Origin of the sequence: Arthrobacter sp. H5, assembly GCF_000520595.1 — a bacterium.
Taxonomy (GTDB): domain Bacteria; phylum Actinomycetota; class Actinomycetes; order Actinomycetales; family Micrococcaceae; genus Arthrobacter_D.
Map to the genome: position 1 here is coordinate 85023 of NZ_KI914979.1, position 16139 is coordinate 101161.

Sequence of the window (16139 nt, forward strand, 5' to 3'; positions counted from 1 at the left end):
CCATGCCAGGTCATAGTGGACGACGGCCTGGAATCCGTCCTGGAGATTGACGCCCTCCGAAAGGCAGTCGGTTGCGACCAACACCTTGGGCGTGTTCCCGGCCTGCTCTGCCTGGTTAGCCACGCGGGCAGCGCGTTCCTCTGCGGGTAGTTCACCGGTCACCACCTCGACCAGGAACTTGTTCCGTCCGGCCGCGCGTAGAAAGTCAGCCACATAGTGTGCCGTGGGAATGAACCGGCAGAAGATGATCGGTTGAAAGCCTTCTGCGATCAGTTTCTGCACCCGTTTCTGCAGCAACTGAAGTTTTGCGTCGGTCGCTGGTTCCGCTACGAGCTCAGTAGCGGTTTTCCAGAAAGAGTTCAGGCGACGCTTGACTGTCTCGGACTCCTCAATCGCTTCCAGGCGGGAACCGGGGACGACGTCGATGGCTTCACCGCCGTCGTCTTCCATCTGATCCATCACAACGGCCATGCCCCGTTTCTCGGCTGCAGCATCTGTTTCCGCTTCCTCGGTAGCGGCACGGGTTTTCAGCGTTGCGGCCGCTGCTGCAGGCGAGGAGGCCATGGCACGCAACAAAGAGAGAGCTGACCACCAGCGTATGCGTTGATCCAGCTTTGTGCCGGTGGTGTCTTGAACGCGTCCGCGCACGTAATCGAGAACTGCGTCGAAGAACGCGCGGTGCTCCGGAGACAGCTTGTAGGGCAGCTCTATGGTCTCGCGGTCGTTTGGGAACTTTGTGTCCGATTGGAGGTAGCTACGGATGTCAACGCGCCGACGCTGGACCATGTGGTCGGCCAGGTGGCGACGACCCGACTCGTTTGCAAGGTCAGCGGTTCTGAGACTGGAGTCGAGCAACCCGATGAGGTTGCGGAAGGCGGCATCGTTTCCGCTGTGGGGGGTTGCTGTCACAAGAATGAGGTGCCGGCTTTCGTCGTCGGCCAGTCCCCTCACCAGCTCGTAACGCTGGGTCCTGCCGGAGCTGCCCTTGCCGGTGTCATCAGCGGTGACTCCATGGGCCTCATCGATGATGATGAGATCGGGGGCAGTACGCAAGAAGTCGTGCCGCTTCGACTCGGACTTAATGAAGTCGGTTGAGACGATGGTGTGCTTGAAGTGCTCGAAGATTGAGCTGTCGTAGCCTGCCGCCTTTTGGAGCTTCCTCGCCGTGCCGGGTAGCACCAGCTGCGCTTCGATGCCGAACTTCGCGGACAGCTCCTGCCGCCATTGCTCAGCAAGACTAGGCGGGCAGAGAACCGTCAGCCCTTTCGCATCGCCTTGCGCAAGAAGTTCCGCGGCAACCAACCCGGCTTCAATCGTCTTACCGATACCGACGTCGTCCGCAATCAGGAGCCGTACCGTTTCCTGGCGGAGCGCCAGGAGTAGGGGGACCAGCTGGTAAGGGCGAGGGGATACATTCAGCCCGGCAAGGGAGCGGAACGGACCGCCGCTTGAACGGAACCCTATCCTGAGTGCGTCCCGTAGCAGACGGGCGCTACGGTCATCGCCCAGATCGGTGGCAGAGGGCAGGCCAAAGGACGCGGACCGGACCTCCTCGATTGCGGGAATGACACCTGCGATGTCTTCATCCGTGCCGCCGATAGGCCTGAGGACGAGGAACTCTTGATCGCTCTCGGGAAGGACCACCCATTCCCGACCGCGCGCAGAAACCAAAGAACCAACGGCGAAAGTAGTTTCCGATGCAGTAATACTCACGTGGATACTCCAAATACGTTCGGGTGATGGGAAATGAATTCTTCGAGATCATCAGCGGAGGTCGCGGTGATCACGTTCCAACTGCTGAACGTTAGCGCCAGCGCGTCAATGGGTGGTCTTGACTCGTCCTCCACAATTACAGCGGTTGGCAGTGACACTTTGCTCGTGAATGTGAAGTCGACGATGTTCCCCGCTATGGTTGGGCCGACGTCGTCGGGGAGGTTGTAGCCGCCGCGTGTCAGCCGTCTCAGGAGGTCCTCTGCACGCGGGCTGACAGGTTGCTTGCCGCTGGCTACGGGGATGGGGTGCAGTGGCTTCGGGGCCGTCTTAGGTTTTGTCGTTGCTTCTGCGATCTGCTTGAGCAAGTCGATCACCAGACGCCGGTCGATGGCTTCGTGGAAGCGCTGATTACCGTACGAGAGCAGACAGCGGTAACAGCCACGCACACAGGAGGTGTCGTCGTCTTCGCCGGTGGCAGGGTTCACGTGAACAATTTCAAGCGCTTTAGCGGCCACCTTGGCCATGGCGTCGGGTTCGCTTTGGAGGCGCCGGAGAACGCCGGCTCCACCTTCTGCGGCTTCGATGAACAGGAGACGGCCACGGTTATCTGCGTCGTTCAGGCGTTCGCTTGCCAGTTCTGAGTCCTCGAGCTGGAAGACGGCCTCGATTCCCCGCTCGATGGCGTACTGCATAGTGGTCGCCGCTTCTTCACTGACTTCCTCTGCCCACCTAACGATCGCGATGTTGCGCCTGTCCTCCACGAACGGGGTGATCATCTGCTTCTTCTTTGACTGCTCCACGGTGGTGTCATCAACGTCGCCGCCACCTCCCGACTCTTCGGTTGCGCGTTTTTCAGAGAGCCATTCGCCGGTGATCAGATCTAGCCAGAAACCGTGTTTGTCTTGGTTCGCACGGTTTCGCCGCCCCAGGTTAGTTACCCGGACCGTCGATCCGTCCCCGTATCGGACTTCGCCGAGGAGGTCCCCATCGTTGAATATGCCTGCGTCCACACGCCCCGGTTTCCTGCCGTGAGGGGCGAAACGGTAGGTGGTGACGAGCTCAAAGCCCTGGCGGTTTCGTTCTTCTTCGTCAGCGCTGATGCGTTCACGGCGGCGGGTTATCACGGATTGGAGCTGCATCAGGTTGGACCAGCTGCCGCCTAGGGGCTTGTTGCAGGACTCGCAGACGTCGATGCCCGGTTTACGCTCGTGCAGATAGCCGCAGGCTTCACAGACGCGGGCTTCGGTCAAGACCACATCCCCCGCTCCGCTTCCATCGGAGTCGCGGGGAAGGCTGACGCGTTTCACTTGATATCTGGCGCCCTCGTGATAAATGAGTGCGTCCGGGCCGAACTCGCTGATCGCTAGAAAGCGCGAGCGCTGTAGCCAGGTGCTGTTGTTATCTCGTCCCTTGCGGATTCCCGGGATAAAGGCTGCCAACGGCAACCGGGGGAAAGAGTAGCCAGGCAAGAACCCCTCTGACGCCAGATAACGGAGCGTATAGAAGTCCGACTGACCGCGGGAATCACTGTCATTTAGCAAAATTTCCAGGCGCTGGCTAGCTTCACGGTGGCGATTGTTGGCTTCATCCCGCTGCTTTGAGGTGACCGAGTGATCCTGGCTCGCTTTGTGTGCCGCATCCTGCTCGGCCAGCGCATTACGGTACAGAAGTCGCCATCGATCGCACGCTTCGTTGAGAGCATCAAGAGCATTGTCGATGACCTGGGCCGCCCAGTCCGCGCTCCACCAGGTGGTATCGGCGAGCTCATACTGAATCGAGGCGAGCAGCGATCTGGCGGAGGCTTTAGCGCGTTGCGCGGCTGACGGATCCTCAAGGAACGAGCGGATTTGCTGTTGGATTGGGTACGTCTTGTCCTCGAGCTTCAAGAGTCCGCTTAGCGACTTCCCCAAACCGTGGCTTGTGGCCGATAGAGCCTCGGCGAGCCAGATGGCATGAACATGTGAACGGATGAGGTCTTCATTCGCGAAATCCAAACGGGGCGGCTGGACCTGTCCCGCCACCATCAGATTGGAACGGTCGAAGTAATAACTGTCATGCGCGCTTCCCGTGGCGCAGTAGGTGATCACCAGCGCGGGTTGCCCCGAGCGGCCAGCGCGGCCACTGCGCTGTGCATAGTTGGCGGGCGTCGGGGGAACGTTACGCATAGCGACGGCGTTGAGGCTCGCAATGTCTACGCCCAATTCCATGGTGGGAGAACAAAACAGCAACGGTAGGTCAGCCCTACGGAATGCCTGTTCCCGCTTTTCACGATCGTCTGCACGGACCTGAGCGGTATGTTCTGCAGCCTTCAGCCCGGCTAACTGACTTCCGGTTTCGAGGTAAAGGTCCTTGAAAAATTTTATGACCCTCGGCTTCTGGTCAGCATGGTAGCTGCGGCGCAGTAGATCGGGCGCACCGTAGTCCCCGGCGCCTCTTTCGAGGACCATCGTGGACAGTTTGAGCCGGTAACCCGAAAGCTTGCCTTCGACGACTTCAGCAATGAGGCCTGTCTTGTGCAAAATATCGAACAGGGATGCAATGACTTCATTCGTCTCGGCCATCGATAGCTTTCCAGCCGACGAAGCTGTCCGAGCAAGCCACCTTCCGAACGTGCCATGAGCGGTGACAGGCAGGATGTTGCGGAAAGAAGCGCTTTTCTTGGGCTCGGTCGATACCAGCCCAACATCGGGGTCGGGTTCCCTCTCTGGCAAAGCCCAGATACCCGTAAGGTACTCGCGGCTGCGACTTTTCACCTTGTTAAGCCAGTCGACCGTGAGCTCTTCTGCATCGATCGCTAGTACGCGGCGGAACTCGTCCAACAGAACCGTGATGACCTCTTCGCGCTTACCGGAATCCATCGCACGGAGTACGTAGTGTGCAGCCTCCCAACGCGCATCCTGCTCCGCGAGACGCCGTGCGTTCGGATACTGGACTTTCAGAAGGCCTGTCTGTTCAAGGTTAGGTAGAGTGATGCGCCATCCTCGTTGAAGGTCGCGAAGGGCCCGGTAGGTGACGACGTCGTGGAGCGCGCGCCTGGTCGGACGAGGATCGAGAGGGTCATCGATCTGGGCATAGTCTCCCCACTCAAGCTTGAGCGTATTGACAATAGCTGTGCCAAGATCGGCCGCTTCAAGGCCCTCCTCTCCGGCCGCGGCGACGGCCTGATAGACGGCCGCACGGAGCTGCGCCACTTGAACAAAGTCGTTGAGGTGGCCCGCTTGGAGAGAAGCGTCCTGACGGTTATCTACGAAGGTCAGGAGTTTTTTCGCTTCTGGGGCGAGATCTTTACCTATGTCCGACTTCAACAACTGGACGAGCCTAGTAGCGATGACTGTCATCGCACTGCTGCGGCCTTCCTGATCGAGCGTGACCAATTTGGAAAACTCTCCACTGCGTGCGGATTCGTAAGTCACCTGGCAGTTCAAGCAAAATCCGAGGCTGCGCGGTATCCATGCGGCGAGCTGCCCGTCTTCACTTGTCGATCCGTTGTCCAAGGCCGCTTCACCGCTCAGCCCCACCCGATAACGCTGTGGCAGTCGCTTGCGCTTTGACTCGATTATTGGATGACCCGTCTCGGCGTTTGTAAGCCAAGACGCTGGTAGGCGACCAGACTCGACCGCCTGATCAGGCCACTCCTGTTCGGTGGAGATGAAGAGGTAACCATCTACCCCCCGATCTTCCCCGCCGTCGTCCTGCAGCTTCAACTCATGGCGAGCGACAAAACGAGACCCTTCCGCCGTTTCCACTAAGCGAGCCATAAGGTATTCCTGCCCGCACTCCCGGCAAAAAGCTAAGGGATATAGTCGCTTTTCTTGCTCACCAGTGGTCAGCTGGAAGTCCGTTTCGATCAGACGGGAAGCTTCTGATTCGATCGTTGTGTAGACGGAACCACCCTTAGAAATGAACTGATGAAGCCTGAACGCGAAAAGCGGGCGCCCTGTCTGCGACTTGGCTCGTGAGCCTGCTAACAGAGTGGCGCGGATTGCCGTTGCACAAGCTTTTGGGTCCTGGCCGGTTTTCTCCGCTAATGCTTCGGCCGCTCCAGTGACCGTCTTGGGCGAGCTCCGGATAAGACGAGTGGACCCCGCTTCAGTAGTCAGGCCGAAGGTATCCTCGATCCAAGAGGCCAGGGGGTCCGAGCGGAGGGAAGCATATCCGCCGCTGATCGTCGCGCTGCTGAACTCTGCATCACCCCGCTCCAACACCGCGGATTTGAGTTCCTCAGCTGTCTGATCTCTTACCGTGGTGGCTCGGACGAGCGACTCCGTAACCACATGGTCTGGCTTCACATCGGTCCCGAAGATCCGCGAGGCTACTTCGGCGATGTCTCGCTGCTGCTCCGCCATAGTCCCGCCGGAAGACATAGTGGCGGATGTTCCAACGCATTGGAGTGTCTTTTGAGCGTGACATGCGTCCCGAACACGACGGACGAGCAAAGCGACGTCAGCACCCTGCCTGCCCCGGTATGTGTGAAGTTCATCGAGGACGAGGAAGTTCAATCCGGACGCGGCTCTTATGAGTGACTGCCGTTCCTCAGGACGGGTGAGGACATATTCGAGCATTACATAATTGGTCAGAATAATATCCGGTGGATCCTTGAGGATTGACTCGCGCTCTTCGCCCTTTTCCTGGCCTGTGTAACGCTTGAACGTGACCGGTGAGTGCCCGCCGAATCCAAACTCAAGGAACTTGGTGAGCTCTTCCATTTGGCTATTGGCGAGCGCGTTCATCGGATAGACGATGATGGCCTTGATGCCCTTGCCGCTGCCCTCTCGGAGCACGCGGTCCACGATGGGAACTATGTAGGAGAGCGACTTTCCCGATCCTGTGCCAGTCGTAAGGACGTAGGAGTGCCCACCAGCCGCTATGGAGACGGCATCCGCCTGATGTTTATGGAGAGTGAACGAGCCGCTTCCACGGTCCTCAATGTCTTTCTTGGGTCGGAAAATTTCCCGGCACCGCTCGTGTAGAATGCCGCGATCGACTAGGTCATCGACGCTTCCACCACTCTGGAAGGAAGGATTGAGAGAAAGCCAAGGATCTGGCCATTGGCGTCCTTGGTCCGCGAGTTCGCTGACGGTCTTCCGAATGCGATCGTCCTGTATGTCGACGAAGCCCTCGGTAAACGACCTGTAGCCTTCGATCAAACTATTTCGAATTCCAAACGCGTCCATGCGCTATCCCCCAACTTTTGTAGTACCCGATCCACTCTATGCTGGCTGGCGCCTCAAATGGACTAATGAAGTTCCTGCAAGATCAGCCGCGTCTACTTTCAGGTTGTCCCACTCAGGAGGAACCTCGTTCACCCTCGACCTTACGAGCGAACCATCCAACCACTCAGCGTCTTGGCGGTTCAGGCAAAAACTTCAATAATCCGGGCGTTAAAACGTCTCGTTAGCTCATGGTGCGGCTGCTTTACGCCCGGCGTGGTGATTCTCTGGGAATGGCTCTTCGAGGCTGGGCCAGCTGAGGTCGATAATCTTCCGATCGGATCGAATCGGAGTTTTCTCGCGTTCTCGGAGAATGTACTCTGACACTTGATCAGCAACTCTAGTAGAGTCGGCCAATTTTCTTTTCTAGTCGGGGCCAAGGTTTACGCTAAGCCCATGTCTATTTCTGTGAGTGAAGTTCTTACCTCCAGCGGGCTTAAGCATTCAGGTGTAGTCGGATGGGGCCGCGAGGTCCCCTTGGACGTTGCTGGTGTTTATGTAGTCAGCTCATCTCCCGATTCGCACGATTCCGTTGGCCCTATTAGTCACTACACGCCCGATACACGGGCGTTCGCTGAGCTTCGGCGCGTCTGCCCGTTCGTGACAATGGACGGTAACCCGCCAACCGATGAAGAGTTGGCTAACAGGATTGGACGTTTTTGGATACCGGACGCAGCTATCCTCTATATTGGCCTCGCGGGAACGTCCGTGCGCAAGAGGATGAACCAGTACTACCGCACGTCCATAGGGCAACGCGCCCCTCACGCGGGCGGCTGGTGGTTGAAAACCATGGCTAATCTCAACGATCTCTTTGTGCACTTCGCGCCGGCGGATGAGCCCAAGATCGCTGAGGCAATGATGTTGAGACGCTTTGCGGAAGCTGTTCCAAGTGCCGCGCGCCACGAGATCCACGATTCGGAACGCATCGCTCCGTTCGCGAACGTCGACGTGCAGCAGGGTTTGCGGAAGCGCCATGGGCTGTCCGGTTACAAGGTCGGGAGCGGAAGCGCCGCCAAAACAATAAGCGGACTAAAGAGTGCTGTTCAGCAAACGGATCCCACCCCCATTGATGTCAAAGCGCCGTCAACCTCTATTGGCGATGTTCCAATGGGAATCCGGGTTCAGTCGCAAATGATCACTGATAGCGACCGCACAAGGAGTAATCTGCGAATCCCTGCCCGATCTAAATTCGCTTTTCCTGCCGAGAACTGCGTGTTGACCGTTCACTATAACGGTCAGGCACTTGAGTGCCCCTGGCGGGTGAATGGTTCCCGATCGGGCACTATCGGAATCGGTCGAAGCATTATGAAAGGACTCGGCAGCCCCAATCAGCCGCTGTGGCTCGAGGTCGATGGCGCCTCTGTCACTATCGATGCCTAAAAGCTGACGCGACGCTCTTGATGTCTACGGGAAGATCCACATTGGCCAATCGGGGATCTGAGTTCCCGAAGGGCACCTTGAGTCGAGCTACGACGACTCGGTTAGAAGGATGAGTTCAGCCACAACATGCTCCCGGAGATTCATTGGTACGGATTCTAGTTCCATCATGAGCTCTTCCGCGGCTGCTTGCACCATTCGACGTTCTACGCGACTGAGACTATCTCCTGAGCCTTCCCCACGAGATGGGCGTTCGATTACCCGCTTCGATCGGGCAAGCGAACCCGACAGTTCGTTCCCCTCACCATCATTTTCGGGACTCCCCTCCAGTTTCGGTTCTGATTGCTGCTCATCATCGACCAGGGTCGGCGTTCCGCCGAGCACTTCCGGCAGGCTGCCGGCTGGGTAGAGCACATCCAAGCGTGTAGTGGTTCGCGTGAGTGCGATGTAGAGAAGGCGGGCACCGTAAAGTTCGTCCAAAATTTCCTGAGGATCCACGACGATGACCGAATCGAATTCCAAGCCCTTGGCGTCGGCAGGCCGGACCAAATTGATCGACTGGCTCAGCTCACCGCTCGTGGATTCTCCCCAAGAAATCTCCTCGGCGCGGAAACGCTCCTGAAGGTCTGGCCAGCGATTCTCTGCAGCAATCACACCGACGAAGCGCCCCCGTCCGCTGTGATGACCCACTAGATTCACCAGCTCGTCTGCGAGTTCGTCCGGCTCGACTCCCGAAAATTTCGGAAAAGCGCCTACGCTACGAACGATGTGCGGTGCACGGATCCCCGGTGCAGCCATTTCTAAGACTGGCCGTGCAATGTCAAACACTTCGGATGGCACTCGGTAGCCATGCTCTAGATTGACCACCTCGCTGGGCAAAGACGATTTTAGGCCGTCCTGCAGTCGCTCCCACGAATCGACGGCGTGAGCCCCCGTGGACTGCGCAATGTCACCAACCACCGTGAAAGAACCGTTCCTGGACCGGCGGCGGATCGCCATGATCTGCATGTCAGAGAGGTCTTGTGCTTCGTCAATGACGATATGACCGTACAGGTCTGGAGCTGACCGAATGATCTCAGTCGCTTCGTCCAGCAAAGCAAGGTCCGCGCTCGTCCAGGGCTCGTCTCCGACCTTGTCTGCCATAGGGCGATGAAGCAGTTCAACTTCGGAAGCGCTCAGGATGTCGCGCCCCGCACGCAGCAGCCGCTCCTTCGAGCCAAATAGCTCCCTCAGAAACTGCTGTGGTGACAAACGGGGCCAAATTCGCTCGATGACCCCATCGAATGAGTCCCTATCGAACATGTCAGGCGTTGCCTGCATTCCTCGCGCGCTGAGTTGCGGTGCGCTCAATTCGAGGAATGCCTCGCGCATCTTGCTCCGACCGTCGTTGTAGGCTTCGCCCTTGAGCCTGTTCATATGGGACCGGATGGATTCAGCCGCCAGTTCGACATGTGAGTTGGTATTGCGGCGCCGGATTCGCACAGGCTGTTCCGGCTCGCGCAGTCGATCGTAGACGGCGTTGTAGAGAAGATCTGCCATCCTCGCAGAACCTTTCAACCCAGATAACGCATCAGATTCCGTCCCGCGAGCGCCGATTCCATCTGCAAGCATGTCCGTGAGCGCTTTGTGCGCGACATTTTGGTCACCCAGCGCGGGGAGGACTTTCCGGATGTATCGAGTGAAAGTAGGATTCGGACCGACGATTAGGACGTCTTCCGGAATCAGATCGTCCTGGTGGTTGAAGAGGAGCCAGGATACTCGATGAAGCGCAACCGCGGTTTTCCCGGTACCTGGACCACCCTGGACGATAAGCAGCTGATCCTTTGGTGCACGCACTATTTTGTCTTGCGCGGCTTGGATTGTCTGCACGATGTCTGCCATCTCCCCATTGCGGGCACTCTGCAAAGAATCAAGCAGCTCATCGGACAGGAAATGCTGGTTATCAAGCTCCGCCACTGCGGCGGCAATATCGGCGAAGACGGCATCATTGAAATGCCTTAGCCTGTTGGCTTCAACATCAAAGGTTCGTTTCTTGACCAATCCGCAAGGATTCTGAGGGGTGGCTCGGTTAAAGGCTGCCGCTACCTCGGTCTGCCAAGGGATGACGAGCAAATTGCGAGCATCATCGTAGATCGGCGTCTTGCCGATGTAGTAAGTCTCGCCGTCATCAAGGTCCATACGGCCAAACGCGACGTTCTCGTTCGGATCGAAGGCGCGCTTATCCGCGGATCGTTTGAAGGCGCGCCGCTCTGCAGGACTTACGCCTGACCATTTGTCCGGTTTCCAACCGGCGGCGGAAAGCTCCCGTGCCGCGACGGCGCTATCGAAATACTTTTGCTCACTCTTCAGCTCGGCCTCAGCCAACGCCACATCCCCCATTGTTTTCCTCCAGACAAGCACGACTTTGTGCGTTCCTTATGGAAGATACCCTGAATGCCCGACATTCTTGTGATCTGGCTATCTGCAATATGGGGTCCGCCCCTTTGGACAGCAACTCAAAAATGATGAGCGCTATGGCCTTCTCGTGCCAAGTGCGTGATATGAAAAGGCATGAGCACCTCACACGTATTTGTCACGATGGGCGATCTCAAGAACATCGCCTGCGACGCCTGGCTGCTAACCACGGACCACCGCCCACCCGTTGCTCCGACCTGACTTGGCTCATCGGTGTGCTGATTCCCTAGGGGTATGGCTGTGACCTGCGGTGATGTCTACGCTTTGAGTGTTTTTCACGCACTAAGCGATGGGTGTTTTAGTCTTCGAGGGTGACGTTTATCAGACGGGTGAGGACAGCTTCCGGGGCGACGGCCGTGCAAATTGCGGAATACGCTGGCGGGCGTCAACGGATCGTGGAGCATGTTGGTTCGGCACATACCGAAGCGGAGTTGGGCCTGTTGCTGGCGCGAGCCCGTGAACTGTTGGAATCACCGTCCCAGGCGGTGCTGGATCTGGGGATCGAACCGTCCCCACGGGTGGCCGGGATGGTCTCGCCGCCGGAGGCGCCGGTCTTGTTCCAGCGCCCTCGTAAGCGAGAGTCCGTTCGTGATGGTCCTGCCCGGGTGGTGGGAACCGAGAGCCGGCTGCTTTTCGACGCGCTGCAGCAGGTGTTCACCGGGCTGGGATTCGGCACGGTCGGTGACGAGGTATTTCAGGACCTGGTTTTGGCCCGGATCGTGGAGCCGACGTCCTTGCTGGATTCAGGGCGGGTGCTGCGGGACATGGGAAGGACCCCGGTCAGTTACGCGACCATGAAACGGTCCCTGGCCAAAGTCTCCGCCGGTGATTACCGCTCGAAGATCGCCGAAGCGTGTTTCGGGCACGCCGCCACCAACGGGGACGTGTCCCTGGTGTTGTATGACGTGACCACCTTGTATTTCGAGGCCGAGAAGGAAGATGACCTGCGCAAGGTCGGGTATTCCAAGGAGCGCCGGGTGGATCCCCAGGTCGTTGTGGGCCTGCTCGTGGACCGGGGCGGGTTCCCGCTGGAGATTGGCTGCTTTGAGGGCAACAAAGCAGAGACCGCCACGATCGTCCCGATCATCCGCCAGTTCCAGGCCCGACATGGGCTCGCGGACATGGTCGTCGTCGCCGACGCCGGGATGCTCTCGGCCAGCAACCTGACCGCGCTGGACGAGGCAGGGCTACGGTTCATCGTCGGATCCCGACAGACCAAAGCCCCCGCGGATTTGGAGGGTCATTTTCGGTGGAACGGGGACGCGTTCGAGGACGGCCAGGTCATCGACACCATCACACCCCGCCACGGTGGCAGCAGACGCGATCCCCGCAAGCGGGCCGAGCCGGTCTGGGACCCGGAAAACCATGCGAAGGACTGGCGCGCGGTCTGGGCATACTCCCGGAAACGCGCGGTCCGTGATGAACGGACCCTCACGCTGCAGGAGAACCGGGCGAAAGCGATCATCGACGGCGACAAGCAGGCCAAAAGCGTCAGGTTCGTCAAGACCACGAGCTCGGGCCGGTCCCTCGATGACAAAGCCCTCGCACGGGCCCGACGGCTCGCCGGATTGAAGGGTTACGTCACGAATATTCCCGCGCCGATCATGCCCGCTAGGGAAGTCATCTCCTCGTATCACGACCTCTGGCACGTGGAGCAGTCGTTCCGGATGAGTAAAACAGACCTACGGGCCAGGCCCATGTTCCACCGCCAGCGCGACGCGATCGAGGCACACCTGACCATTGTCTTCACCGCGCTGGCTGTTGCACGCAGGGCCCAGCAGCTCACCGGCCTCGCGATCGGGAACATCACCAAACAGCTCCGGCCGCTTCGATCCGCGACCATCGCGATCAACGGCACCCAGCAGACCTTCCCACCCGACATCCCCGCCGAAAAGCAGGCCATCCTCGACGCGCTCCAACACCCCAAACCCACGCACTAAGCAAATGAGCCAAGTCAGGCCCGAAGTGGACGGACACTCTGCCGGGCCTCGCAGAGGCGGCAGCGCCAGAACGGGCCGCTCCGTTCTACCGGGACAGGGAACTCGCATTCCCTCTGACAGGTTGGCCGCTCGACCGGCCCCTGCCCGTCCTCACTGCCGTCCCGATGTACGGCATCACGAAAGCCCAGCAGATCATTCCTGCCCTCACCCAGTTCATCCAAACTGCTGCAGCTGCCGCGCAGGACCGCCGGGAAAGAGCCGCCGAATCGGACCCCGCCAAAGCACCGTCCAACCGACCTGTCCCACTCCTCGCGATTCCGCTCTTTGGCACCGGAGGCGGCGGGGCTGGTCTGATCCGCGGTGAAGTTATCAGTACCCTGTTGCAAGTGTCCCTGGACGTCGCCACGCGGGAGGGCGTCGACGTCGTACTTGTCCTTCGGGATCCGAAAGACTTCGCCCTCGCCCAACAACTGAGGAAACGTGACCCCGGATCCTGGCGTCGCGTGTTGAGCCCCGTTCTCCGGGAGCACGCCAAAGCGCTCGCGGAGCGTGCACGCGCCAACCAATTGGTCCCGTTCATGGGTGCAGGCGTGAGCGTCAGCGCAGGCGCTCCCACCTGGTCTGAACTGATCGCGCGGCTTGCGGCGCGAGTCGGACTCAACCGGTACGAGCTCGCCAATCTAAAGAAGCGCAATGTGCTGGACCAAGCCAGCATTCTGCGAACCATATTCGATCAATCTGGGCTCTCCCTCAACGCGGCCATCGTCAATGAGGTGGCGCTGGACCGCTACGGCCTTGCGCCGGCGTTGCTTGCAAGTCTCCCCTGCAAACAGGCCATTACCCTGAATTACGACGACCTATTCGAGAGAGCCTCTCACGACGCTGGCATGCCCGCAGCCGTCATCCCCAACGATCCATCAGCGCAGCGAAGCCGCTGGCTGCTCAAACTTCACGGCTCGGTGACTCATCCGGAGACCATAGTCCTCACCCGGGAGGACTACCTCGGATTCAACACGACGCGCTCCGCACTGTCCGCGTTGGTGAAAGCCAACCTGATTACCCATCATCTGCTTTTCGTGGGTTTCGGACTCGCCGATGATCATTTCCACGAGATAGTTCACGACGTTCGGCGGGCATTTCCGGAGCTTTCGGCCGATAACCACGATGTTGCTACCGCACTCACCCTGTCTAGAGATCCGCTCGACGAGTATGCGTGGAAGGACAAGCTCACGCTTCTTCCCATGAGTGACGGAGCGGAGGTACCTGACGCCGCCCGGACGCTGGAGATTTTCCTGGACATGCTCCTGGCGCACGCGGTTGACAGCCACTCCTACCTGCTGGCTCCCGGTTATCGCGAGGTCCTTACGACTGAGGAGGACGCAGTCAGAACCAAGGTACTGGAGCTGGGGAGCAGCCTCTCGCCAGCGGAGCGAGCAAGCAGTGGCGGGACGCGGGTTCTGGATATGCTCAGGGAGTTGGGTGCGGACCTCGACGAAGTGCAGGGCGCATCAGCGGGAAAACAGGGTCGGCCTCGCGAATAGCCGAGACGGCCTGCCGCGTCCACCATCGGACATATCTCGCGTGGCCTCCAGCTGGGGTTCCATGAGCCGCCGGAAGGTATCGCGCATCAGTTCCTGCCCCGCGATCACCTCGTGGAAGGCCCGCAACTGGCGGAGGGTGAACGGTTCGGCGAGCAGGCCTCCCGGGTCCGGGTGCTCCGCATAGGCCGCACGCACCCACTCGAGGGCCTTGGCCAGGATGATCGGGTGGTCGAACGGAAGGTTGGGCTGGCCCGTCAGCTTCTCCACCGGAGCCAGCCGCACGCCGTCGTGCTCAAGCGCTTCGGCTAGCTGTGCCTCAGGCACCACATCCACATGCGCAACGGACAATACCCACCCGCGCGGGTCCCGGGCGGGATCATCGAATACGTACAGCTGCCTCGGCGCGTGCCCGGTGACGCCCGCTTTGTCCCGCAGCGAGCGCAGCACGGCATCGGCCAGCCTCTCTCCCGGATGCAGGAACGTTCCGGGCAGCGTCCAGCCGTTCTTGGCGAAAGCGCTGGTCACCAACAGCACAGACAGTCGTCCGTCCGAGACGGTGAGAACTGCAGTGTCCACCGCCACGGAAGGGCGCGGGTACTGCTCAAGGGACGTGCCGGCGTCGTTCTGCCCGGACTGCAAGAGGGCCATGCGACATTGCGACATGCCGAGCTCGAACTTCTCAGCAGATTCCTCCGGTCGGTTGCCCGGACCTGTCGGTAGCGAAGCTTCTTGGCGTCTGGCAAACTCGCTTTATGTCTGACCTCAAGCTCTTCAGAGTATCCAGCGGCGGAGCGTCTGAACTGCTCTCCCGAGCCGTCATTCTTGAGAAGCATCTACAGCAACTGATAGAGCGCAACATGGAGGCAATGTTCGGCGTCCGGTTCCTCGTCAGTGAGCAATCGACGGGCAAGGTACACCGTGGACGAATCGATTCACTCGGGTTGGACGAGAACAACTCTCCCGTAATCTTCGAGTACAAACGGAGCACCAACGAGAACGTCATCAACCAGGGTCTTTTCTACCTCGACTGGCTGGTGGATCACCGGGGAGATTTCGAGAAGATTGTCGCAGCCCGCTTCGGCCAGGAAGCCGCGGCACAGGTCGAATGGGAATCGCCGCGCTTGATCTGTGTTGCCAATGACTTCACCCGCTACGACGAGTACGCAGTTCGTCAGATTGACCGCAATGTCGAGCTGGTACGGTATCGCGAATTCGAAGGCGATCTCATCTCCATCGAACTGGTCACCAGCACCTCGACAAACTCGACGCCAACTTCCACACTCCTGCGAACCGGCAAGACAGGCGAGGGCGGGTCCAACCGAGGAAGTACGGTAGCCGATTTACTGAAGCGGTCCTCCCCGGAACTGCGAAAGCTGTACGAAAAATTTGAGTCCTTTACGATGTCTCTCGGCGATGACATCGTAAAGAACGAACGCAACAACTACTTCGCATTCCGCCGAATAAAGAACTTCGCGTGTGTAGAAGCTCATCCAAGCAGCGGGAATTTGCTCATCTACCTAAAGGTCGATCCGTCGACAGTCGAGTTGACCGAAGGTTTCTCGCGAGATGTACGGAACATCGGGCATTTCGGCACCGGCGACCTCGAACTTAGGGTCAATACCGTTCAGTTAAGGGTGCGGGCGGTATTGTTGGGGTATGTCTCGTTCTGGTTGGAGAAAACCTGCGTCTGATCGTCGGTTGTCGGATTTAGTGTCGGTGGGTCTGTTGACGCGGGTGTTCCCTGCGGGCGTCGTCGATGAGGTGATCGCTGCGGCTGGGCGCACGGAGGTTCGGAATCGGGCGTTGCCGGCTCGGGTGATGGCGTACTTCTCGATCGGGATGGCATTGCATTCCGAGGGCTCGTATGAGGACGTTTTCGAACAGCTGACGGACGGGTTGTCGTG

Annotated in this window: 9 protein-coding genes; 5 read left to right on the forward strand and 4 right to left on the reverse strand. The window is 59.1% G+C overall.

What is annotated here, in order from left to right; genetic code table 11:
- Positions 1-1713: DEAD/DEAH box helicase (locus Y708_RS30780; protein WP_253905674.1), on the reverse strand; the 1713-nt coding region annotated here is incomplete at its 3' end.
- Positions 1710-6887 (reverse strand): DEAD/DEAH box helicase, encoded by a 5178-nt coding sequence (locus Y708_RS0103875; protein ID WP_028278915.1) that lies wholly within the window; start codon positions 6885-6887, stop codon positions 1710-1712. The genes Y708_RS30780 and Y708_RS0103875, both read right to left, overlap by 4 nt.
- 432 nt (positions 6888-7319) lie before the next feature.
- Here Y708_RS0103875 and Y708_RS0103880 point away from each other — a divergent pair, with 432 nt between their 5' ends.
- On the forward strand, positions 7320-8303 hold the full coding sequence (locus tag Y708_RS0103880) for a hypothetical protein (protein WP_155853667.1): 984 nt from the start codon (positions 7320-7322) through the stop codon (positions 8301-8303).
- An 87-nt stretch (positions 8304-8390) separates the two neighbouring features.
- On the opposite strand, the gene Y708_RS0103885 is transcribed toward Y708_RS0103880, so the two are convergent.
- Positions 8391-10679 carry a HelD family protein gene (locus Y708_RS0103885; RefSeq protein WP_028278917.1) on the reverse strand — a complete coding sequence of 763 codons (2289 nt, stop codon included), beginning with the start codon at positions 10677-10679 and terminating at the stop codon, positions 8391-8393.
- Positions 10680-11065: 386 nt separating this feature from the next.
- On the opposite strand from Y708_RS0103885, the gene Y708_RS0103895 reads away from it, so the two are divergent.
- A complete protein-coding gene (locus Y708_RS0103895; protein WP_028278918.1) occupies positions 11066-12694 on the forward strand; it encodes an IS1634 family transposase in 1629 nt (542 codons plus the stop codon).
- 164 nt (positions 12695-12858) lie between these two features.
- Positions 12859-14235 (forward strand): SIR2 family protein, encoded by a 1377-nt coding sequence (locus tag Y708_RS22670; protein ID WP_051478559.1) that lies wholly within the window; start codon positions 12859-12861, stop codon positions 14233-14235.
- Here Y708_RS22670 and Y708_RS0103905 read toward each other — a convergent pair.
- Positions 14203-14883 (reverse strand): NUDIX hydrolase, encoded by a 681-nt coding sequence (locus tag Y708_RS0103905; RefSeq protein WP_035775182.1) that lies wholly within the window; start codon positions 14881-14883, stop codon positions 14203-14205. The genes Y708_RS22670 and Y708_RS0103905 overlap by 33 nt on opposite strands.
- A gap of 104 nt (positions 14884-14987) precedes the next feature.
- Between Y708_RS0103905 and Y708_RS0103910 the strand changes: the two genes are divergently transcribed.
- Both Y708_RS0103910 and Y708_RS0103915 read left to right on the forward strand, forming a co-directional pair.
- Positions 14988-15926: a DUF5655 domain-containing protein gene (locus Y708_RS0103910; RefSeq protein WP_028278920.1), complete on the forward strand. Its 939-nt coding sequence runs from the start codon at positions 14988-14990 to the stop codon at positions 15924-15926.
- Positions 15892-16139, forward strand: a 248-nt coding sequence (locus Y708_RS0103915) for a transposase domain-containing protein (protein ID WP_173401500.1), incomplete at its 3' end; no start/stop codon positions are given. The genes Y708_RS0103910 and Y708_RS0103915, both read left to right, overlap by 35 nt.